This window comes from Plantactinospora sp. A48 (assembly GCF_055793945.1).
This window is the reverse complement of sequence record NZ_JBTIXF010000063.1, coordinates 16,388-37,983: the sequence shown is the minus strand read 5'-3', so window position 1 is coordinate 37,983 and position 21,596 is coordinate 16,388. Positions and strand designations below refer to the sequence as shown.

The window sequence follows — 21,596 nt, the reverse complement described above, 5'->3', positions numbered from 1 at the left end:
CCCCCCCCCTCCTCCCCCGCCGCTCCCTTCTCTCCCGCCCCCCCTCCCCCCCCCCCCCCCCCCGGACACGACCGGCGCCCCCCCTCCCAGGGCGGTGCCGGCCGGGATCCCGTCGGGCACCGGCGCGAACCTCCGCCGTTCCGACCGGTGTGGATCCGGGACAGCTACCGGCTGAAGGCGGTCAGGAACCGGTCGCGGAAGGCGCTCATCGGCCATACCGGGGCGTCCGGCGCCGGCCGCAGGCCGGGCGTCCATCCCCAGCCGGAGATCTGGTCCAGCACCGCCGGGTCGTGGGCGACGATCGTGATCGGTACGTCCCGACTGGCCCCCTCGCCGGCCACCGCCGACACCGGCTGGTGGTCACCAAGGAAGATCAGCACGGTGTTGGGGTCGCCGTAGTGCTCCAGGTACGACACCAGCGTGTTCAACGTGTACTCGATGGAACGCCGGTAGTCGGCCCGGGTCTGGGCGGCGTCCCGCTTGACGTCGTCGGCGACGGCGATGGAGGCGGGATCGGCGAAGACGGCGCCGTCGCCCAGCCGGTTCCAGTCGAGCAGCCGGGGCACGTCGGTCCACGGGGTGTGGCTGGACACCAGCGGCAGCTCGGCCATCAGCGGGGCGTGGCCCGGCTGCGCCCGCTCCAGTCCCTGGAACCGGGCCAGCGTGTACTGGTCCGGCATGGGCGCGTAGGCGAACTTCGGACCCTGGTACGCGAGCCGTTCGGCGTCGTAGTACCGGTCGTACCCGAAGAATCTGCCCTCCGGCCACGGCTGGGTGGCGGCCGGGAACACCCCGACGGTCTGCCAGTCGGCCCGGTGGAACGCGCCGTTTAGGGTCAGCCGGTCGCTGGCCAGCAGGGCCCCGTGCCGCTGCTCGTTGTTGATCCACAGCCCGGACAGCAGGGTGGCGTGTGCCAGCCAGCTCCCGCCGCCGAAGGTGGGGGAGGTGAGGAACCCGCTGCGGGCCGCGAACCCGGCCGTGGCCAGCCGACGGTCCCCGTCGGCGAGCACCGCGTCGACGCCGGGGGCGAGGTCCGGGCGCTCCACGGCGCTTCGTCCGTAGCTCTCGACGAAGGTCAGGATGACGTCCTTGCCGCGCAGCCCGGTCAGCAGCCGGTCGCCGGGTGCGTCCCGGAAGGCGTCGTCGGCGAGCTGCGCCGCGAAGGTGCTGCGGTCCTGGATGCCCTCCCGGACGTGTTCGGCGTGGTCGTAGACCAGCGCGCTGGCGTTGGTCTCCGCGACCGGCACCCCGGGCACGATCCGGACCCCGAGCACGGCGCAGGCCACCCACCCCACCGCGAGCGCCGCGACGACCCGGATGGCCACCCGGTCGTGCCGGACCACGAGCCGGGTCAGCCGCAGCACCGACCGGGTGGCCAGCACGAGGAGGGCGGCCACGAGCGCGACGGCGGCCACGACCGCGACGACGGCCCCGGCCTGACCGATGGAGTCGGCCAGCACCCCGAAAGCGTCGTCCAGCAGCGCCCAGTCCAGCACCAGGTCGAACGGCCGGTCGAGCGCCGCGAAGAAGCCCATGTCGAGCGCCTTGAGGATGGCCAGCAGCCCGAGCAGCACCCCGAGCACCGTGGCCAGCACCCGGCGGGCCCGGGCGGGTGTCACCAGCACGATCGCGGTGGCGAGCACCCCCTCCAGCGGGATCCGCAGGAACGCGCCCGGAGTGAGCCCGCTGAGCCGGTCCGGCGCGCTGAGCGCGAACAGCACGAGCAGGGCGGCCAGCACCGTGGTCACCCGGGCCGCGACCGTCCGGACCCGCGATCGTCCGGGCGGGTGCTCGGCACCGGCCGGCCGATCGGTCCCGTCCGCCCCGTCCGCCCCGGCCGGCTGGTCGGCTTCGACCGGCCCGGCCGGCTGGCCGGTGCTGGTGGGACCGTTGGTGGGTTCGTCCGCCGGCCGGTCCGGCTCGCCCGTCGGCGTGTCCGGCTCGCCGGTCGGTTCGCTCGTCGGTTCGTCCCGGTCGGTGTCCGACCGGTGCCGGGAGGTCAGCCGGCGTAGCGGCGTCAACAGGGGCACAGCGGGTCCTTTCCTGCGGTTTCTCGCCGGGCGGTCCGGGGGCCGGCCGGACATGCCGGATGCGTCCGGTGGGCTCAGGCAGACAGGTGGGCGATCCATCTCGTCGACCGCGCACCGACCAGCTCGGGCGGGCCGCCGACATCGACCGGTTCGCCCCGGGCCGGGACCGGCCGCCGGTCGAACGACAGCGGTGGTCCGGCCGGCAGCGCCCGGCCGGGCGCCCCGGCCGGTAGCGCCCGGACCGGTGCCGTGGTGGTACGGCGGGTACGCAGCGGCCGGTGTCGCCAGCGCCAGGCCACGTCCCGGCCGAACGACTCGACGAGCAGCACCAGCGCGACCACCACCCCGGCCGTGGCCAGCGGCGTGGGCAGCACCTCGGCGGCGGCCACCACGAGGGCGATCCCCTGGAGCGCGGCGACCGCCTTGCGCCAGTACCTCGGCGGCAGTGGGCCCGGCAGCCAGGGCAGCGTCCAGCCGGCGGCGACGAAGACGTACCGCATACCGCCGATGGACAGCACCCAGCCGCCGGTCCGGGGAGCGAGGTAGGCGCTCAGCACCAGCAGGAGGAAGGCGTCCACCTCCATGTCGAAGCGGGCGCCCAGCGCGCTGGCCGTGCCGGTGCGCCGCGCCACCTGGCCGTCCACCCAGTCGAGCGCCAGCGCCACCGCCGCGAGGCCCACCAGCGGACCGACCGGGACGGGACGCTCGAACGAGGTCACCGCCAGGGCCGTCACGCCGCCGACCAGGACGCTGCGGCCCAGGGTCACCCGGTCGCCCGGTCGCAGCGCCCGCGCGCCGCAGCGGCGCAGCCCGCCGGTCAGCAGGACGCAGCCGACCAGGCCGTACGCCAGTCCGGCGAGCCAACCGGCGAGACTCAGCCCGATGGTCGCGGCGAGCCCGATCAGCAGGGCAGACTGGGTGATCAACCCGACCGTTGGACCGGTTCGAATCCTGGACATCCCACCTCCGTGGCTATGATCGGCGACCCGACAGTGAAGTACGGAAAAGGTGTCCGTTCGGTTCGGCGGGAAGCCCGGTGAGGAGAAAAATCCGGCGATGCGTGACACTTCCGCCTTCTGGCTCCGCGCGCCCGGCGAGGGCGAGATCCGGCCGGTGCGGCTGCCTGAACCGGGTCCGGACGAGGTCCTCGTGCGCACCCGCTACACCGGGGTCAGCCGGGGCACCGAGACCCTCGTCTTCGGCGGCAACGTCCCGCCCGACCAGTACGCCACCATGCGGGCGCCGTTCCAGGAGGGCGACTTCCCGGCCCCGGTGAAGTACGGCTACCTGAACGTCGGCGTCGTCGAGGCCGGCCCCGCCGAACTGCGCGGTCGTACCGTCTTCTGTCTGTATCCGCACCAGGGCGCCTACGTCGTGCCGGCCGACGCGGTGATCCCGGTGCCGGCCGGCGTCCCGGCCCGGCGGGCGGTGCTGGCCGGCACCGTCGAGACCGCCGTGAACGCCCTGTGGGACGTGCCGCCGCTGGTCGGCGACCGGGTCACGGTGGTCGGTGGCGGAATGGTCGGCTGCTGCGTGGCGGCGCTGCTGGCCCGGTTCCCCGGCGTCCGGGTCGAACTGGTCGACACCGATCCCGGACGGGCCGCCGTCGCCGCCGCGCTGGGCGTGGAGTTCGCCGCCCCGGCGGAGGCCACCGGCGGCCGGGACCTGGTGGTACACGCCAGCGCGACCGCCGCCGGCCTCCAGCGGTCCCTGGACCTGCTCGCCCCGGAGGGCACCGTCGTGGAGCTGAGCTGGTACGGCGACCGTCGCGTCGACGTGGCGCTCGGTGGCGCGTTCCATTCCGGACGGCTCACCATCCGGGGCAGCCAGGTCGGCACGGTGTCCCCGGCCCGCCGCGCCAGCCGGAGCTTCGCCGACCGCCTGGCGCTCGCCCTGGACCTGCTCGCCGACCCCCGCTTCGACGCGCTGATCACCGGCGCGTCCCCGTTCGCCGAGCTGCCCGACGTGCTCGCTCGGCTCAGCGCGGGCACCCTGCCCGCGCTCTGCCACCTCATCACCTATGACGGGAAGTGATTTCGTGTTCAGCGTGACCGTCCGTGATCACATGATGATCGCCCACAGCTTCCGCGGCGAGGTCTTCGGGCCGGCCCAACGCCTGCACGGGGCGACGTTCGTGGTGGACGCGACGTTCCGCCGGGCCGAACTCGACGCCGACGGCATCGTCCTGGACATCGGACTGGCCACCACCCAACTGAACGCCGTGCTGGGCGAGCTGACGTACCGCAACCTCGACGACGAACCCGCGTTCGCGGGGGTCAACACCACCACGGAGGTGCTGGCCCGGACGATCGCCGACCGGCTCGCCGAGCGGGCCCGGGCCGGCGAACTCGGCCCCGGCGCCCGGGAACTGGCCGGGATCACCGTCACCCTGCACGAGTCGCACGTCGCCTGGGCCAGCTACGAGCGGAGCCTCTGACCCGGTGTACCCGGCAGACGGACCGGACCAGGCGACGGACGGGTGCGGTTCCCCGGGTGGACCGGAGGCGGCGGCGGGCGGACCGGGCCGGCCGCAGGTGCACGTCGTGCTGCCCAACGACATCGACGATCCGAGCACGCCCAGCGGCGGAAACAGCTACGATCGCCGGATCTGTCGGGAACTCGCCGTCGCCGGCTGGGTCGTCCACGAGCACCCGGCCATCGGCTCCTGGCCGCGTCCCGGGCCGGCGGAGCGGACGGCGCTCGCCGGGTTGCTCGCGGCGCTGCCCGACGGGGCGCTCGTGCTGCTGGACGGGCTGGTCGGCTGCGCCGTGCCGGACGAGTTGCGCCCGCACGCCCGCCGGCTGCGCCTGGTCCTGCTCGTCCACATGTCGCTGGACGGCCCCACCGAGGCGGCCGCGCTGGACTCCGCGGCCGCGATCGTCACCACCAGCGAGTGGACCCGGCGCTGGCTCGTCGACCGGTACGCGCTGCCGGCCGGCCGGGTCCGGGCCGCCCCGCCCGGGGTGGACCCGGCGCCCCTGACGGCCGGCTCGACGACCGGGACGCGGCTGCTCTGCGTGGCCGCCGTCACCCTCAACAAGGGCCACGACCTGCTGGTGGAGGCCCTGACGGCCACCGCCGAACCGACGTGGACCTGTGTCTGCGTCGGCCCGCTCGACCGGGAGCCGGAGTTCGTCGACCGGCTCCGCGAACGGATCGACGCAAGCGGTCTGGGCGACCGGATCCGGTTGGTCGGACCGCGTACCGGACCGGACCTGGCTGCCGCGTACGCCAACGCGGACCTGCTGGTGCTGGCCTCCCGGGGCGACACCTACGGCATGGTGGTGACCGAGGCGCTCGCCCGGGGCGTACCCGTGCTGACCACCACCGCCGGTGGGCTGTCCGAGGCGCTCGGCCGGGCCCCGGACGGGAGCCGGCCCGGCCTGCTGACCGCACCCGGCGACCCGGCCGCGCTGGCCGACGCGCTGCGCCGCTGGTTCGACGACGCCGACCTGCGGAGCCGGTTGCGCCGTGCGGCCGGGGACCGCCGGGAAACCCTGCACGGCTGGCCGGACACCGCCCGGCGGCTGGCGGCGGCCCTGACCGGGGCCACCGACCCGGACCGCGCACCGGGCCACGACCCGAACCGCGCACCGGGCCACGACCCGGACCGCGCACCGGGCCACGACCAGGACCGTCCGCCGGGCCCGCGTTCGACGACGAGGAGAGCCGCCACATGACCGTCGAGATGCCGGCCGGGTTCGCCGACTGGCTCGCCCTCCGCGAGCCCGCCGACGCGGCGGCCCGGTCCACCGAACTGGCCGCCGAGGTCCGGCACCGGCTGGCCGGCCGGGGTCCGCTGACCATCCACGACCTGGGTACCGGCACCGGTTCGCTGGCCCGGTGGCTCGCCCCGGTGCTGCCCGGACCGCAGCACTGGGTGCTGTACGACCGGGAGGCGGAACTGCTGGAGCGGGCCGCCGCCCGACTGACCGGCCCGGCGGTCGACGGCACGCCGGTGACCGCCGAGACCCGGCGGCGGGACATCACCCGGCTGACCGCCCCGGACCTCGCCGACGCCGCCCTGGTCACCGCCTCCGCCCTGCTGGACATGCTGACCGTCGACGAGCTGGACCGGATCGTGGCGGCCTGCGTCGGCGCGGGCTGCCCGGCGCTGCTGATGATCTCGGTGACCGGTGGGGCACGACTCGAACCGGATGACCCGTTGGACGCCGAGATCGCCGCGGCCTTCGACGACCATCAGCGGCGGACCGTGGCCGGACGTACCCTCCTCGGACCGGACGCGGTCGAGGCGTGCGCCGCGGCGTTCGCCCGGCACGGCTGGTCCGTCACGGTCCGGGACAGCCCGTGGCGGCTGGGGCCGGACCGCGCCGAGCTGACCGCCGAGTGGTTCACCGGCTGGTTCGACGCGGCCTGCGAGCGGCGCCCTGAGCTGGCCGAACGGGCCGGACCCTACGCGCGGCGCCGGCTGGCCGCCGCGACCGCCGGCCGGCTCGGCGCGGTGGTGCCGCACACCGACCTGCTCGCCCTGCCCTGAGCCGAAAGGAAGGGCACCTTCTTATCGCTTTTTGTATAGGAAGGGCCCCTTTTTAACAGCTACCAGGTCCCGCCTCGGCGTGCCTACCCGGTCCACGACCGGGCACCGCTGGTTGAACTTCTGGACGATCCGGTACGTACTGGCCGGGGGAGCGGTCGTCCGAGGAGGGGTCCGGGTGCGAATTGGTACCGGCGCAGTGTCCACGTCAGCGATCAGCGCGGCGGCCCGGTGGTGCTGGCCCTGGGCCAGAAGCCTCAGCGGCCTGGGCGTGCTCGGTGCGCTGCTGTGGTGGCTGGGCACCGGGCCGTTCCTGGCCGGACTGCGACTGATCGACGGTCGGGCCCTGGCGGCGGCCGTCGGCATCGGCGTACTGACCACCGTGTGCTGCGCCTGGCGGTGGAGCCTGGTCGCTGGCGGGCTCGGCGTACGGCTGCCGCTCGGCACCGCGGTCGCGCACTGCTACCGCGCGGTCTTCCTGAACGCGACGCTGCCCGGCGGGGTGCTCGGCGACGTCCACCGGGCGGTCCGGCACGGCCGGGACGTCGGTGACGTCGGCCGCAGCGTCCGGGCGGTGGTCTGGGAACGCACCGCCGGGCAGGTGGTCCAGGTCGCCATGGCGATGATCATCCTGTTCGCCCTCCCGTCGCCGGTCCGGCCGTACCTGCCGGTGGCGGTCGCGGTGGTGACGGTGGTCGGCCTGGTGTGCGTGGTGGTGGCCAGGGTGCTGTGCCGACCCGGCGCGGGCCGCTGGAGCCGGCCGCTGCGCGCGGCCGTCGGCGATGTCCGGGCCGGTGTGCTCGCCCGCCGGACCTGGCTGGGTGTGCTGCTGGCCTCCAGCGTGGTGGTGGCGGGTCACCTGGCGACCTTCCTGGTCGCCGCGCGCACCGCGGGCGCCACCGCGCCGCTGTCCCGACTGGTGCCGCTGACCCTGCTGGCGCTGGTCGCGATGGGCCTGCCGCTGAACGTCGGCGGCTTCGGACCCCGGGAGGGGGTGGCGGCCTGGGCGTTCGGCGCCGCCGGCCTCACCGCCGACCAGGGGGTGGCGGCCGCCATGGTGTACGGGGCGCTGGTCCTGGTGTCGAGCCTGCCGGGTGCCGTGGTCCTGCTGGTCCGACGGATCCGGGTACCTGTCGGAGTGCGGCAATAAAGTAGGGCTGTCGGTACCCCTCGACGACTGGAGCCTCATGTCCGACGTACTGCCCGATGCCACCATCCGCACCCAGGTCACCGTGCCGCTCAGATTCCCCGACGGATACACCGCGACGGCCCGGGTGTTCACGTTCGACGGGCTGGCCGACGGTCGGGAACACCTCGCGTTCGGTCTCGGTGACTGGTCGGCGGCGCTGGACCGGCAGGCGACGGACCCGCCCCTGGTCCGACCGCACAGCGAGTGCCTGACCGGCGACGTGTTCGGCAGCCAGCGGTGCGACTGTGGCCCCCAGTTGCGTGAGGGGGTGGAGCGGATCGCCGAGGTCGGCGGCTTCCTGCTCTATCTGCGTCAGGAGGGCCGGGGGATCGGCCTGTACGCAAAGCTCGACGCCTACGCCCTCCAGGACACCGGACTGGACACCTACCAGGCGAACGTCGCGTTGGGGCACCGGGAGGACGAACGGGACTACACCCCCGCCGCCCAGATGCTGGTCGCGCTGGGTGCCCGGCGGATCTCCCTGCTGACCAACAATCCGGACAAGGCCGACCAGCTCGGCAAGCTCGGCCTGGATGTGGTGACCTCGGTGCCCACCGGGGTCTACCTGTCCCCGGCCAACGCCGGATATCTCGCCGCCAAGGCATCCCACCACGCCCGCCGCACCGACCTGCCGTCCGTCCGCTGAGCCGCGACCGTGCCGGGAAGCCCGCGACCCTACGTCGTGCTCAGCTGTGCCGCCTCGATCGACGGCTACATCGACGACGCCACCGAGCAGCGCCTGATGCTGTCCAACGCCGCCGACCTCGACCGGATCGACGAGGTCCGCGCCGGGTGCGACGCGATCCTGGTCGGCGCCGGCACCGTCCGCCGGGACAACCCCCGACTGCTGGTACGCGACGCCGCGCGCCGAACCGCGCGACTGGCCCGGGGCCTGCCGGCCTCCCCGACGAAGGTGACGATGACCGGTCGGGGCGATCTCGACCCGGGCGCCCGGTTCTTCACCGAGGGCGACGCCGAGAAGATCGTCTACTGCGCCTCAGGTACGGCGGTCCGCACCCGCGACCGGCTCGACGGGTTGGCCGCGGTGGTGGACGCCGGTGACCCGCTCGACCCGGCGCGGGCGCTGGCCGACCTGGCGACCCGGGGTGTCCGGCGGTTGATGGTGGAGGGCGGCGGAACCGTCCACGGTCAGTTTCTCACCGCCGGTCTGGCCGACGAGCTGCACCTGGTGGTCGCCCCGTTCTTCGTGGGCGACCGCCGGGCGCCCCGGTTCGTCGGTGAGGGCCGGTTTCCATGGCACCCCGGCCGGCGCGCCCGGGTCATCGAGGTACGGCAGATCGAGGACGTCGTCCTGCTCCGGTACGCGCTGTCCGACCGGTGCGACGCGCGGAGGACGGACTGACATCGGCACCCGGCCGGGTCGGGCCGTCCGGATGGGCGGCGGGCCGGCGGGGCGTGTCCGGGACCACCTCCGGGCGCTTCCGCGACGCTTGCCTTGACGCTGGCGACAAGGTCTAGCGTTGCTGGCACGACGCGGATGGGGAGGTCGGATGCGGATCGGTGAACTGGCCGAACGGGCCGGCACCAGCACTCGCACGCTGCGTTACTACGAGTCCCACGGGCTCGTCCGGGCGCAGCGCGCCGCCAACGGGTACCGGTGGTACGACGAGACGGAACTGCGGATAGTCCAGGAGATCCGTGGCCTGCTCGCGGTGGGTTTCGGCCTCGACGACATCCGGCCGTTCGTCGACTGTCTGCGGGCCGGCAACGCCTCCGGGGACGTCTGCCCGGACTCGGTCGCCATCCTGCGCCGGAAGCTGGCCGAGCTGGACGCCTGCCTGGACCGCCTCGGCGCGGTACGGCGTCAGCTGCGGTCCCAGCTCGCCCAGGCCATCACGCAACGGGAGGAAACATGCCGTACCGCTCCGACGTCGGATCGCTGATCACGGTCACCGACGACACCTTCACCAGCACGGTCCTGTCCAACGAGCGGCCCGTCGTGGTCGACTTCTGGGCCGACTGGTGCCCGCCGTGCAGGGCGATCTCCGCCAGCCTCGCCGAGCTGGCCGAGGAGTTCGACGGCCGGCTGGTGGTGGCGACCCTCAACTCGGACGAGAATCCGGACGCGACCCGGCGGTACGGGGTGATGTCGCTGCCCACCCTGCTGGTGTTCCGAGGCGGCGAGGTGGTCGGCTCGCTGGTCGGCGCCCGGCCGAAGAGCCAGCTCCGACGGGCCCTCGAACCGTACGCCGACTGACGTTCCGATCGCGGGCCCGGGACGGGGATGGACCGGGCTTCGGGTGACCGAACCGGGTTCGCCGGACGCTCTCCCGGGTCCGGGTCCGTCCTCGGTCAGGCGTGGCGCTTGGTGTTCCGGACGAAGACACTCCAGGCACCGGGGAAAAAGGTGAGCGCCGCGCCGGTCGGGTCCTTGCTGTCGCATACGGCGACGAGGTCGGCCAGGTTGTCGGCGACCTCCACGCAGTCACCGCCGTTGCTGCCGCTACGGGTGCTCTTGTGCCAGTGGGCGCCGGTCAGGTCAGCCACGGTGAATCTCTCCGATGATCTTGTTAATCAGTTGTCTTGATTGTGCCTCATCGAGCGCCAGATCATCGAGGCTCGCCCACACCTGTTCGTAGGCCGCGTACTCCTCCGGTCGATCCAGATAGAGCGCGCCGGTCCACGATTCGCAGTAGACCACCGGCGGCTCCGGCGTGGTCCGCTTGGCCGCCGGGAAGTCGAGGATGACGAATGTGCCGGCCCCCGCGCCTCGATGGATGCCGGCACTCAACGGGTGTACTCGGATGGAGAGATTGGGCAGTTCTCCGACCTTCAGAAGGTGCCTGAGCTGCTCAGCCATCGTCGCCGCGTCCCCGACCGTGCGCAACAAGGCCGCTTCGGCCAGGATCACCTCCAATTGATAGACCGCGAGGGCATAGGCGCGCGACTGGAGGATGCCGGGAATTAGCGCTTCGTCGTAGCGGCGGATGGCGGAGGCGGCGGACTCAAGGCCGACGTACAGCTCGAACCAGTCGGGGATGGCGTCGCCGTAGGAGTGCCACCAGCCCTTGGCCTTGGTTTCGGTGGCCAGGGCGGTGAGGGCGCCGGTGAGTTCGGGGGTGGCGGCGTACAGGTCGCACATGGCCCCGCACCTCGACGGCGCGAACCGGGCCGAGGCCGGATTCGATCCGCCAGATCTTCTGCCTGCTACAGCTCATCGCCTCGGCGGCGCCATCGAGTGTCATCCCGGCCTCGGTACGCAACTCCCGCAGCGCCCGCCCGAGCTGCCGCCATGGCACCGTGGATCCCATGTCGTCGGCCATCCGCCGCCCCTCCGCGTTGAATTTTGTTACATCCCTTCGTGCCCTGGTGAAACGCGCAAATGTTGCCCAGGATCCTTTTCGGGATTTCGCGCTCGCTTCGTCCAAAGAGCACAATCCGACCCTACCTGTGGAGTGCGCATTCGCCAGCCCGCCATGAATGCCACCATCTGAACCAGGCGAACTGCCAAGGTGCGGTCAGGTCGGCGGCTTCATACTGCGAGATGGGTGGCCGGCCCAGCATTCATTAATTTCCATTTGTCCTGTATTTGACAGCCTCTGAACGCCTCTCGTGTGCTTGCATTCGTAGTGCCGCGCATTTGCCCGTCCCGCGCTCCGGTTCCTGGTGGACCCGGTGCCGAGATGCGGGCTTGAGACGCCCGGCGTGGCGCCGGTGTGACGGTGATAGGGGTGGTATGGCGCGGCTGCGGCACCTGGTGGTGGTTCTTCCGGGCATCGGTGGTAGCGAGTTGGCGGGACCGGAGCCGGCCGGGACGGGGCGGCGGTACGGACTGACCCCAGCGGATCTGGCCCGGGTGGCGATGTCACCGACGGGGCTGGATCTGGGGAAGTTCCCCGAGCTGGAGCCGGTCAAGCTGGTCAGGGACCTGGCGATCCTGCCACCACTGCTCAAACTGCCCGGTTATCAACGCATCTATCTGCACGTGCGAAATGCGTTTCCGGACGCGGTGATCGACACGTACCGGCCTGGGCGGGTGGATCCGAGCGTCGATGTGTTGCTGGTGCCGTACGACTTCCGTCGCTCGGTGGCCGATGCCGCCGTCCGGGTTCACGAGGCGGTCGAGGAGGCGCTGTCACATCGGCTGACCCGCGCCGACCGGCCGGTGATCGTGGTGGGACATTCGATGGGCGGCTTGGTGGCCCGCTACTGGATCGGGGTCCTGGAGGGCTGGCGGCGGTGCCGGGCGTTGATCACCTTGGGCACGCCGGTGCGGGGCGCTCCGAAGGCATTGGACTGGTTGGTCAACGGCGCCGGAGTGGGTCGGCTGCGGGACCCGCGGATGACCGGGGTGATCCGTGGCTGGCCGTCGATGTACGAGCTGTTGCCGCAGTACCCGGCGGTGTGGGACGGGGAGACGTCGACGCCGGTGGAGCTGACCGAGTTGCCGGCTTCGCTGACCGGTGCCGATCGGGGCCCGGCTGACTATGCGGACCTGTTCGCCAGGATGGCCGCCGACGCCCGCGCCGTCCACGAGCGCATCCGCGACGGGTGGGCAGGGCTGGGCGCCGACCAGGTGCCCGACGTGCTCCCTTACCTGGCGCGCGGGCACGGCACGCCGAACCTGGCCACTGTCACCGCAGGCCGGCTGCGGGTGTCGAAGGAGGATCCGGCGTGGCGGGGCAATGTCGGTTGGGCGGGCGACGGGACGGTGCCTGCCCTGTGTGCTATTCCGATCGAGCTGGGCGACTCTCCTCGGGATTGGCGGGTGGTAGCGGCGCGGCACGGGCCGATGGGGTCGATCGCGGATCCGGTGCAGGTGTTGTCGTCGTATGCCGGTGATCGGGTCCCGACCCGCGGGGGTGAGCTGCCGGATCGGCCGTGGCTGGGGCTCGATCTGGACGACTTCGCCACCTCCGACGAGCCGGTGCCGTTGGCAGCGACGCTGTTGCCCGCCCCACTCACCGCCGACCGGGTCCGGGTGGTCGTCGTACCGGTGGGGGGCGGGCCGCGCCAGGTCCACGATCTGGTGGCCGATCCGGACCGCCCGGCCGGTACATGCTGGCGGGGCTTGCTGCCGCCGCTGCCGTCCGGAAGCTACGAGGTCACGGTGGAGGCGGACGGGGTGGCGGGGGTCGGAACGGCCGCGGTGGCCGAAACGCTCGTGGTGCTCGACCCCGAACGGCCTGCGGAGTGGTGAGCTGGCCGCCGTGGCGCGCGGACAACCCGGCCGGGCTGCTGCTGTACGTGCAGCCCGATGAGGTGGCCCGGCAGGTGCCGGGGCTGCCGGCCCGCGCCGAGGGCCACGGCGAGGATCTGCGGGTACGGGTGGAGGAGCTTTACAGCGCCTTCGCCGCCACGGGTGTCCGCTACGCCGACGAGCCCATCGCCGGTGCGGGCGGTGGGCAGCTCATCCGCCCGCCCGATGAGATCTTCCAGGTGCCCAGGCGCGGGAACTGCCTGGATCTGACGGTGGCGTTCGCCGGGGCCTGCCTGAGCGCCGGGGTGCATCCGCTGATTGTGGTGGCTGAGCCGGCCGGGGGTGGGGCCGCGCACGCGGTTGTGGTGGTCTGGCTACGCGGCCAGTGGACCGGTCCCGGTGGGCACCGTGACTACCTGTCGCCCGGCGGTGACCAGCCGGTGTTGGCGGCGGCGCCGTCGTGGCCGGACGGTGGACTGCGGACATCCGTGGACGACGTGGGCGGGTTCCTGCCGATCGACGTCACCAAGGCGAGCCGTGGGTACGGCCCTGGCGCGGCGGACTTGGCGGGTGCAGTGGAGTCGGCCGCCGCACTGCTCGCTGAGACGGCCGACTCCGAGCGCGGCGGGTGGCGGTGGCGGTTCGCCGTTGATGTCGGCCGCTTCTATGCCGAGGGCAGTGCGTTGCCGCCGCCGGGCCAGCCGCACGTGCCGGTGTTGGAGCCGCCCTACCAGCCGACGGAATCGGCGGGCAATGGGCCGCTGGCGCAGTTGCGCGCCCGCAACACCGTGGTGAGGTTCCTGCCTCGCCGCGAGTTGGACCTGCTGCTCGGCTGGTGCCGGGCACCGGCTGGTGAACCAATAGCTGGTGAATCAATGCCAGGGGCCGCCGCCGCAGATGGGATGGCTGAGCCGCTGCGGCTCGCGGTGGTCGAGGGCATCGGTGGTGCCGGCAAGACCCATCTCGCCGCCGAGGTGGCCGACCGGCTGGCCGGTGACGGGTGGCACAGCGGCTTCCTCACCAACCCACCCGCCGCCGACGGTCAGTCCTGGCTGACCCGGCTGGCCGGGCCGTTGCTGGTCGTGATCGACTACGTCGAACGGTGGCCCACCGAGACACTGCGGGACCTGTTGCGGGCGTTGGCCACCCGGCGGTCGCGTACCGCTGTGCTGTTCACCGCCCGGTTCCGCGCCGACTGGTGGACCGAGCTCGACCGGGCGCTCACACGCACGGGTGTGCCGCGGCAGGTCTTCCCGCCGCTACGCCTCGACGCCAGCCACCCCGAACCGGTGCGGCTGTTCAACCGGGCCTACCGCAGGTTCGCCGCTACAGACGAGGGGGTCGACGACCCGGGCGACCCAGCCGACGTCAGCGGATGGGGCACCCTCGACCTGATCATGCTCGCCTGGCTCGCTGCCCGTACCGACGCCACCCGGCCGACCTCCCGCGCGGAACTGCTCAACGAGATCACCGACCGGGAACTGGCTCACTGGGCGGACACGATCGAAGCCCGGTTCCATGACCGGCCGGCCATCCGCGGGCTGCGCCTGGCCGCCGCCCACGTCAGTCTGCTCTCTCCCACCCACAGGCAACTCACCACCGTGCTACGTCAGCCCGACATCGCCGACCATACCGGGCTCGCGCCCGGTCAACTGGTAGAAGGACTTGCACAACTGGCCGGCGAAGGAGCTGATCTCCTCGCCCTTCGCCCCGACCCGATCGCGGAGCACCTCATCCTCACCACCTTCCCGGCCGACCCCGACCAGTACGCGATGGCGGTCGGCTCCCTGCCGGAGGTCGAGGACACCCGCGTGGTAAGCACCGCGATCGACGACCCGGCCATGCGGTTCTGCGACAACCTCACCCGGACCGGCGAGCGCGGCCAGGACGCACGCGATGCCGCCACCCGGCTCGCCAGCGCCGCCCTGCGGCAAAGAGTCACGCTGTGGCCGCAGGCGTTCGCGGTCGCCCTGCGCCGAGGTGGTCCTTTCGTGGCGCCACTGACCGACCTGGCCGAACGCGACGACAGCCCGCTGCCGCTGCGCCAACTCAACGCGCTCATCCCGCCCGGGCACACCGAGTTACGCCGACTCGCGCTTGCGGCCAGCACGCGCAGCCTGCCGCCCTCACCCGACGACGACAGTGACGAGAACCAGGTCGCCCAGTGGGCGGCGGCCCTGGCCACACTCGCCACTCGCCAATCCGACGCCGGCCAGCCGGAAGCGCTGGGTACCGCGACACTGGCCTGCACCGCCTATCGGCGGTTGGCTGAGGCGAATCCGGGTGCCTACCTGTCCGACCTCGCGGCGTCGTTGAACAATCTCGGCATCCGGTTGTCTGGGCTGGGTCGGCGGGAGGAGGCGTTGGCGCCCGGTCAGGAGGCGGTCACCCTCTATCGGCGGTTGGCTGAGGCGAATCCGGGTGCCTACCTGTCCGACCTCGCGATGTCGTTGAACAATCTCGGCATCCGGTTGTCTGGGCTGGGTCGGCGGGAGGAGGCGTTGGCGCCCGGTCAGGAGGCGGTCGTCATTCGACGGCGGTTGGCTGAGGCGAATCCGGGTGCCTACCTGCCCGACCTCGCGGCGTCGTTGAACAATCTCGGTGCCATGTTGTCTGAGCTGGGTCGGCGGGAGGAAGCGGTTACCGCGTTCGACGAGGCAGGCGAGAACATGGATGCCGGCCCCCGAGCGGAACTGGTCCTGGCCCTCGCTCGCTGGCGAGCGCAGCGCGCAGACCCGCCGTCCGACATCGCCAGCGACCTCATCCACGCCGCCAGCCTCGCCGATCGGGAGGAGCACCCCCAGCGGGGAGCCCACGCACGCCGCGCCGTCCGTGCCGCCATCGCCGAACTCCAGCCCAACGATCCGCCAGCCGGGGCACCGGCATGGGCCACCACGCCCCTGCCGGACACCGTCGTCACGCCGCTCAACCGCATGCTCAGCCAGGCGAACTGGGTAGAACGGGCCGCCGTGCTCCGGTCACCCGAGGCGAAAGCCCTGCACAGCCCCGCTGCTCAACCGGCCCGCGCCGCCCTGGCCGCCCTCTACAGCGACAACCCCACCATCACCCACCTGCTCCAGGTCCTCGACGCGACCGACGAACACGGACTGGACCCTGTCCTGGACGCACTCCTCGGCACCGAACAGCACCAGGCCATGGTCCACGGCTGGCTGGCAACCCCCACCTGGACCGCCTCACGCCGCTTCCTCCGCGAGCACCCAGGGATCCTCACAGATCCGCGAACCACCGAGATCCTGGCCGCGGACGGCGGAGATCCCGCCATCAGGCAGCACCTGGCCATCGCCCGGCTGGCTGCCACCATGCCGATCGACACCGTGTACGACATCGTCCTCGACGCACCCGACGCCATCGACGCCGCGCTCGCTGCCGTCGACAGGGCCGACCTCGACCAGCTCACCGAGGTCTGGTTCGCCGCACCAGCGCTGAGCCGCACTCCGTTCACCGGACCCTACCTGGCCACCATCCTGACCGCCCGCCACGACGGCGGCGCCGACCAGGCCCGCGACCTCGCCCGGATGGCAGCCGACCACGCCGACGAGGACGCTCGCAAGGCGGCAGCGAGGCGACTGTCCGCGCTGGCCGTACGCCTACCCGAACTCGCCGAACTCCTCAACGACCTCGCGCACCTCCTGACAACACCACCCGCCGGCACACCACCCGCCGGCACACCACCCGAACCGACCGCCCAGCCGTGACCGACGCCGCCGCTCGCCGGCTGACCGCCGGCGAACGGTCCCGGCTGGCGCAACACATCATCCTGATCGCGACAGTCCCCGACGCCGACCGGCACCACGCCATCGCCGCGGCAGTCGCCGCAGCACGTGACTACCGCCGCAGCGGCGTCGCCTGGGACGAAATCGCCGCAGCGCTCGGAATCAGCCCCGACGAGTTGCGCGGGTGGCGGGGCACCGCGCCACGCCCGGACAAATACCTTCCTACGTCCGCACCGTTCCGGCCGGTGTGGGAAGTGGCGCCGATGCATCCGCGACCCGCGGAGACCATCCTCATCGCACTGGGTGATGCCAAGATCAACGGCAACGACTTCGCCAGCGAGGCGGCCTGCATTCGCAAAGCCCTCGACCTGCGAGCCGCCGTTGTCGAGCGGGCGAACGTCGAAATCGCTGAGCTTCGACGAGAAATCGAACGCCACCGGCCGGCCGTCGTGCATATTGCCGCCCACGCCGACATGGGCGTGATCCACTTCAGCATTGATGGCACCCCCATGGCGGTGCTGCCCGCCGACCTCGCCCGAGCCATCCACGCCGCCACCTGCCGGCCGCACGCCGTCGTGCTCAACTGCTGCGACTCCGAACAACTCGCCCACCTGGTGGCGCGACGGGAGGACCGGCTGTCCCACGGCGCCACCACCGCGACCATCGGCTGGCGCGGCAACGTGACGGACGAGCAGGCCCGGGCCTTTGCCTCGTTGCTGTACAAAGCGTACGACGGGCCACATTCGATCAGCAGCGGCTTCGACGACGCACGCCTCACCATCACCGCCCGCTGGCCCGGGCAAGCCGAACCTCTGCTGATCATCTGACCACCGGTGTCGGCGTTGCCGGCCGTGCCGCCCCTCTCGTCGGATAATCGGCCGCGAGCGACGCCGGCACGCTCCAAGGCTCCCAACCCACCGACCGCCACCCACGACTCATCACCGCTGTGACAAGCGCCTGTCCGTCAACGCAACGACCCTGCCGCACGACCTCATCACCGCCGTGACCAGGAGCAACTCGATAACAACAGCCCAGGTAGCGCCGTGAGGTCGGGGGCAACGTGAGCGATCCGGTCACGGCGACGGGGTGTGCACCGCGGCGGCGATCCCGTCCAATCCGTCGGACAGCAGTTCGGCGTACCGGTCGCTGATCCCACCCTCCCGTACCCGGTCGTCGACCTTCTGCCGCAGGTTCCGGACCCCGGACTCCACCTCGGCCGGTGTGCCGGCGGAGCGCAGCGGGTCGGCCACCTGGACGAGGTCCTGGCCCACGTCGTCGCGGATGTCTCCGGAGTCGACCCCGTCGGATACCAGCCTGGTGAAGGTCCGGACGGCCGACGGGACATCCACCGGGCTGGGACCAGCGGCGTCGGGGACGTCGGGCGGCTGCGAGCGTTCCCCCTGGGTCGACGCGGCAGATGGTCCACCGGCGGGCGCCGGTCCGATCGCACCGGTGCCGGTGCCGGTGCCGGTGCCGGTGGCCGTAGCAGTGGCTGCCGCTGCCGAGGTGGCGGCCGCCGTGGCCGTGGCGGTCGTCGCGGCGGTGCCGCCGGTCGGACCCGGTCCGGTCGGCGCCGCGCCCGGCCGGTCCGTGCCAAGTCGCGAGACCAGCAGCGGCAGCCCGATGATCCCGAGCAGGGCCAGGGTGGCGGCCACCGCCAGGGCGATGCGGGACCGCCGGGGCGAGGGCGCGACCGGTCCGGGTGGCGTCGACGGCGGGCCCGGGTCGGTGCCCGCGTTCCAGGTTGCCGTCGGGCTGAGCTCGGCTCCCGGGTTCCACGTCGCCGGCCTCCGGTCGGTCTCCGCCGGGGCCACGCCCAGCAGGACCGGAGGGCCCGGCGAGGACCAGACGGGCGCAGCCTCGGCCAACTCCGCCGTGGACCAGGACCGGGGCGCGGGCTCGACCGGACGGGTATCGCCGCCGGTCCGCTCCGCGGATCCCGAGACCGGGAACGCCGGCCCGGGCTGCCGCACCACGCCCGCGACGGGCTGGGGTGCCGTGGCGGCCGGATCGGGTTGCGGTGCCGGGGACGCGGGGTGGGATTGCGATGCCGTGGCTGCCGGGCCGGGCTGGGGCGGCGCGGCGACCGGGTCCGGTTGCGGCGGCACGGCTGCCGGGTCGGGTTGCGGGGACGGTGCCAGCTCGGCCGTGGTGCGCGCCGGCCCGTGATCCGGCTGGTCGTCGACGGCCGGTGGCGGTGGCGTGGCGTCGGGTGCGCCGGGCGGCACCGCGTCCTCCGGTGACCGGGGGGTCACCGGCAGGCAGTCGCGCAGCCGTTCGGCCACCTGATGAGCGGTGGGGCGGGCGTACGGGTCCCGGGACAGGCACTTCAGGCAGGTCTCGGCGACGACCGGTGGCAGACCCGGTACGTCGGTCAGCGGCGGTGTCTCCCGGCGTAGTGCCTCGGTCAACTCGTCCCAGGTGTCCGCCGGGTGCGGCACCCGGCCGCTGAGCGTCTCGTACAGCAGCACGCCGAACGAGTAGACGTCACCGGCGGGTCGGGCCGGGCGGCCGTCCAGCCGTTCCGGGGCCACGTAGGACGGGGTGCCGAACGTCTCGCCCGTGTCGTCGTCGTCCGGACTGTCGACCCGGGTGGCGATGCCGAAGTCGAGCACCTTGGCGCCGCGTACGGTGAGCATCACGTTGCCCGGGGTGACGTCCCGGTGCACGATGCCCAGCCGGTGCGCGGCGGCCAGCGCGTCGGCCACCTCCGCGCACACCCGTACCCCCTCGGCCCACGGCAGCGGGCCGGCGGTCAGCCGGGCCTCCAGGCTCTCCCCGGCGAGCAGTTCCAGCACCACGAACGCGAGGACGGAACCGTCCTGGGTGACCGTCTCGCCGTAGTCGTGTACCGCAGTGACATGGGGATGCACGAGCTGGGCCGCCGATCGAGCCTCGGCGCGCACCATCGCGCGGAACCGGTCGTCGGCGGCGAGGGACGCGGCCAGCACCTTCACCGCGACGAGCCGGTCCAGGACCTCGTCGCGAGCACGCCAGATCACCGACATCCCACCGGCACCGATCTGGTCCACCAGGCGGTACCGGCGGGCCAGAAGTTCGCCCGCGCGCAACGCGCTCATCGTGTCACACCCGTCCGGGGAGGGGACCCGCGTGAGGTCGCGGGGGTGCAAGAAGATCCGTCTGCTGACCACATGCTACCCGGGTAAACGCGCCGGTCCGGCCCGGAAAAGCGTCCTGCACCGTACGGTGCGCACAGCGACACGGGTCGTACCGGCATGGCCACCACCGGGGCGGGGCACGATGGCCGCCACCCCGGCGCCGGGGGCCAGTCCGGGGTCAGCCCCGGCCGCGTTGCCGGCGGTACCGCGAGATCAGGGCGGCGGTGGACGAATCCACCTCGGCGAGGTTCCCGCCGGCACCGCTGAGCAGCGGCGCGAGCTGGTTGGCCATCACCTTGCCCAACTCCACGCCCCACTGGTCGAACGAGTTGATGTCCCAGATCACGCCCTCGGTGAACACGATGTGCTCGTAGAGCGCGACGAGCTGCCCGAACGTGCCCGGGGTCAGCTTCGGCCCGACGATCGAGGTGGTCGGGTGGTTACCCGGCATCACCCGGTGCGGCACGATCTCCGGCGCGGTGCCCTCGGCCTCCACCTGCTCCTTCGTCCGGCCGAAGGCCAGCGCCGCGGTCTGGGCGAAGAAGTTCGACATGAACAGGTCGTGCATCTCGCCCAGGTCGTGGTTCGGCTCGCTGAACGCGATGAAGTCGGCCGGGATCAGCTTCGTGCCCTGGTGGATGAGCTGATAGAAGGCGTGCTGGCCGTTGGTGCCGGGCTCACCCCAGAAGATCTCGCCGGTCGAGTACGACACCGGCGTACCCTCGCGGGTCACCGACTTGCCGTTGCTCTCCATGGTGAGCTGTTGCAGATACGCCGGGAAACGGTGCAGGTACTGCGAGTACGGCAGCACCGCGTGGGTCTGCGCGTCGAGGAAGTTGTTGTACCAGACGTTCAGCAGGCCCAGCAGCGCCGGCACGTTCCGCTCGACCGGGGTGGTCCGGAAGTGCTCGTCCACCGCGTGGTAGCCGGCCAGCATCTCCCGGAAGTGCTCCGGCCCGATCGCCACCATCACCGACAGGCCGACAGCGGACGGCAACGAGTACCGGCCGCCCACCCAGTCCCAGAACTCGAACATGTTCTCCGGGTCGATGCCGAAGTCCCGTACCCGCTGCTCGTTGGTGCTCACGGCGACGAAGTGCCGGGCCACCGCCGCGTCGTCGCCACCCAGCCCGGCCAGCAGCCAGCGGCGGGCCTCGGCGGCGTTGGTCAACGTCTCCTGGGTGCCGAAGGTCTTGGAGACCACCACGAACAGCGTGCTGGCCGGGTCCAGGTCCGCCGTGGTCTCGGCGACGTCCGTCGGGTCGATGTTGGAGACGAACCGGCAGGTGATCGCCGGATCCTTGTACGCCTTCAGCGCCTCGTACGCCATCACGGGCCCGAGGTCGGAGCCGCCGATGCCGATGTTCACCACCGTGCGGATCCGCTCACCGGTGTGCCCGCGCCACTGCCCGGAGCGGACCCGTTCGGCGAACCCGGCCATCCGGTCCAGCACCCGGTGCACGTCGGCCACCACGTCCTGGCCGTCCACCCGCAACGTCGCGTCCCGGGGCAGCCGCAGCGCGGTGTGCAACACGGCGCGGTCCTCGGTGGAGTTGATGTGCTCACCCCGGAACATCGCGGCGATCCGGTCGGCCAGCCCCACCCGTTCGGCGAGCCCGGTGAGCAGTCCCAGTGTCTCGTCGGTCACCCGGTTCTTGCTGTAGTCGACGTACAGGTCGGCGACCTGCGCCGACAGCCGGGCCCCCCGGCCCGGGTCGGTGTCGAACAGCTCTCGCAGGGGTACGTCCCGCACGCTCTCGGCGTGCTTGCGCAGTGCCTGCCACTCGGCCGTGGTGGTGACGTCCATCCGGGCGCTCTCCTGGGTCTCTAGGTCCTTCTCGCACCGTACCGGGCGCCGGGGGAGCCCG

At 72.5% G+C, this 21,596-nt stretch carries 16 protein-coding genes and 2 pseudogenes; 12 read left to right on the top strand and 6 right to left on the bottom strand.

Translation table 11 applies throughout. The annotated features are described in order from the left end of the window. Positions 1 to 164: 164 nt before the first annotated feature. Both ACXN5W_RS24975 and ACXN5W_RS24970 read right to left on the bottom strand, forming a co-directional pair. Positions 165 to 2,030 (bottom strand): sulfatase-like hydrolase/transferase, encoded by a 1,866-nt coding sequence (locus tag ACXN5W_RS24975; protein ID WP_473160807.1) that lies wholly within the window; start codon positions 2,028 to 2,030, stop codon positions 165 to 167. A gap of 74 nt (positions 2,031 to 2,104) precedes the next feature. Then, the gene (locus ACXN5W_RS24970) at positions 2,105 to 2,989 is read right to left on the bottom strand and encodes a CDP-alcohol phosphatidyltransferase family protein (protein ID WP_473160806.1); all 885 of its coding nucleotides are present in this window, start codon (positions 2,987 to 2,989) and stop codon (positions 2,105 to 2,107) included. 97 nt (positions 2,990 to 3,086) lie between these two features. Between ACXN5W_RS24970 and ACXN5W_RS24965 the strand changes: the two genes are divergently transcribed. The 9 genes and pseudogenes from ACXN5W_RS24965 to trxA all read left to right on the top strand — a co-directional run bounded on the left by ACXN5W_RS24965 (position 3,087) and on the right by trxA (position 9,932). Continuing rightward, on the top strand, positions 3,087 to 4,064 hold the full coding sequence (locus tag ACXN5W_RS24965; RefSeq protein WP_473160805.1) for a zinc-dependent alcohol dehydrogenase: 978 nt from the start codon (positions 3,087 to 3,089) through the stop codon (positions 4,062 to 4,064). A gap of 4 nt (positions 4,065 to 4,068) precedes the next feature. Continuing rightward, positions 4,069 to 4,467, top strand: coding sequence for a 6-pyruvoyl trahydropterin synthase family protein (locus ACXN5W_RS24960; RefSeq protein ID WP_473160804.1), 399 nt, complete (start codon positions 4,069 to 4,071; stop codon positions 4,465 to 4,467). Between the two features lie 97 nt (positions 4,468 to 4,564). Then, positions 4,565 to 5,578 (top strand): annotated as a pseudogene (locus tag ACXN5W_RS24955) (glycosyltransferase family 4 protein); the annotation flags it as partial. A gap of 128 nt (positions 5,579 to 5,706) precedes the next feature. Next, positions 5,707 to 6,528, top strand: a complete 822-nt coding sequence (locus ACXN5W_RS24950; protein WP_473160803.1) for a methyltransferase domain-containing protein — start codon at positions 5,707 to 5,709, stop codon at positions 6,526 to 6,528. Between the two features lie 196 nt (positions 6,529 to 6,724). Next, positions 6,725 to 7,675: a lysylphosphatidylglycerol synthase transmembrane domain-containing protein gene (locus ACXN5W_RS24945; RefSeq protein ID WP_473160808.1), complete on the top strand. Its 951-nt coding sequence runs from the start codon at positions 6,725 to 6,727 to the stop codon at positions 7,673 to 7,675. 37 nt (positions 7,676 to 7,712) lie between these two features. After that, entirely contained in the window at positions 7,713 to 8,360 is a 648-nt protein-coding gene (locus tag ACXN5W_RS24940) for a GTP cyclohydrolase II (RefSeq protein WP_473160802.1), read from the top strand. Between the two features lie 9 nt (positions 8,361 to 8,369). After that, the gene (locus ACXN5W_RS24935) at positions 8,370 to 9,077 is read left to right on the top strand and encodes a RibD family protein (protein WP_473160801.1); all 708 of its coding nucleotides are present in this window, start codon (positions 8,370 to 8,372) and stop codon (positions 9,075 to 9,077) included. Between the two features lie 148 nt (positions 9,078 to 9,225). Next, a complete protein-coding gene (locus ACXN5W_RS24930; RefSeq protein ID WP_473160800.1) occupies positions 9,226 to 9,618 on the top strand; it encodes a MerR family transcriptional regulator in 393 nt (130 codons plus the stop codon). Next, a complete protein-coding gene (gene trxA, locus ACXN5W_RS24925) occupies positions 9,588 to 9,932 on the top strand; it encodes a thioredoxin (protein ID WP_473160799.1) in 345 nt (114 codons plus the stop codon). The genes ACXN5W_RS24930 and trxA overlap by 31 nt, the downstream gene beginning before the upstream one ends. 95 nt (positions 9,933 to 10,027) lie before the next feature. Here the strand turns inward: trxA and ACXN5W_RS24920 are convergent, their stop codons facing one another. Together ACXN5W_RS24920 and ACXN5W_RS24915 are read right to left on the bottom strand one after the other, a co-directional pair. After that, on the bottom strand, positions 10,028 to 10,222 hold the full coding sequence (locus ACXN5W_RS24920; RefSeq protein WP_473160798.1) for a DUF397 domain-containing protein: 195 nt from the start codon (positions 10,220 to 10,222) through the stop codon (positions 10,028 to 10,030). Then, positions 10,215 to 10,998, bottom strand: a pseudogene (locus ACXN5W_RS24915) (helix-turn-helix domain-containing protein). The gene ACXN5W_RS24920 and the pseudogene ACXN5W_RS24915 overlap by 8 nt, the downstream one beginning before the upstream one ends. Positions 10,999 to 11,411: 413 nt before the next feature. Between ACXN5W_RS24915 and ACXN5W_RS24910 the strand changes: the two are divergent. Genes ACXN5W_RS24910 through ACXN5W_RS24900 form a run of 3 tightly spaced genes read left to right on the top strand, consistent with a single transcriptional unit; the run spans position 11,412 to position 17,436 of the window. Next, positions 11,412 to 12,875, top strand: coding sequence for an esterase/lipase family protein (locus ACXN5W_RS24910; RefSeq protein WP_473160797.1), 1,464 nt, complete (start codon positions 11,412 to 11,414; stop codon positions 12,873 to 12,875). After that, positions 12,872 to 16,591, top strand: a complete 3,720-nt coding sequence (locus ACXN5W_RS24905; protein ID WP_473160796.1) for a tetratricopeptide repeat protein — start codon at positions 12,872 to 12,874, stop codon at positions 16,589 to 16,591. Before ACXN5W_RS24910 ends, ACXN5W_RS24905 begins: the two co-directional genes overlap by 4 nt. Further along, entirely contained in the window at positions 16,588 to 17,436 is an 849-nt protein-coding gene (locus ACXN5W_RS24900) for a CHAT domain-containing protein (RefSeq protein ID WP_473160795.1), read from the top strand. The genes ACXN5W_RS24905 and ACXN5W_RS24900 overlap by 4 nt, the downstream gene beginning before the upstream one ends. Positions 17,437 to 17,682: 246 nt before the next feature. Here ACXN5W_RS24900 and ACXN5W_RS24895 read toward each other — a convergent pair whose 3' ends face one another. Both ACXN5W_RS24895 and pgi read right to left on the bottom strand, forming a co-directional pair. Then, positions 17,683 to 19,689 (bottom strand): serine/threonine-protein kinase, encoded by a 2,007-nt coding sequence (locus tag ACXN5W_RS24895; protein WP_473160794.1) that lies wholly within the window; start codon positions 19,687 to 19,689, stop codon positions 17,683 to 17,685. Between the two features lie 217 nt (positions 19,690 to 19,906). Beyond that, the gene (pgi, locus tag ACXN5W_RS24890; RefSeq protein WP_473160793.1) at positions 19,907 to 21,535 is read right to left on the bottom strand and encodes a glucose-6-phosphate isomerase; all 1,629 of its coding nucleotides are present in this window, start codon (positions 21,533 to 21,535) and stop codon (positions 19,907 to 19,909) included. Positions 21,536 to 21,596: the final 61 nt, after the last annotated feature.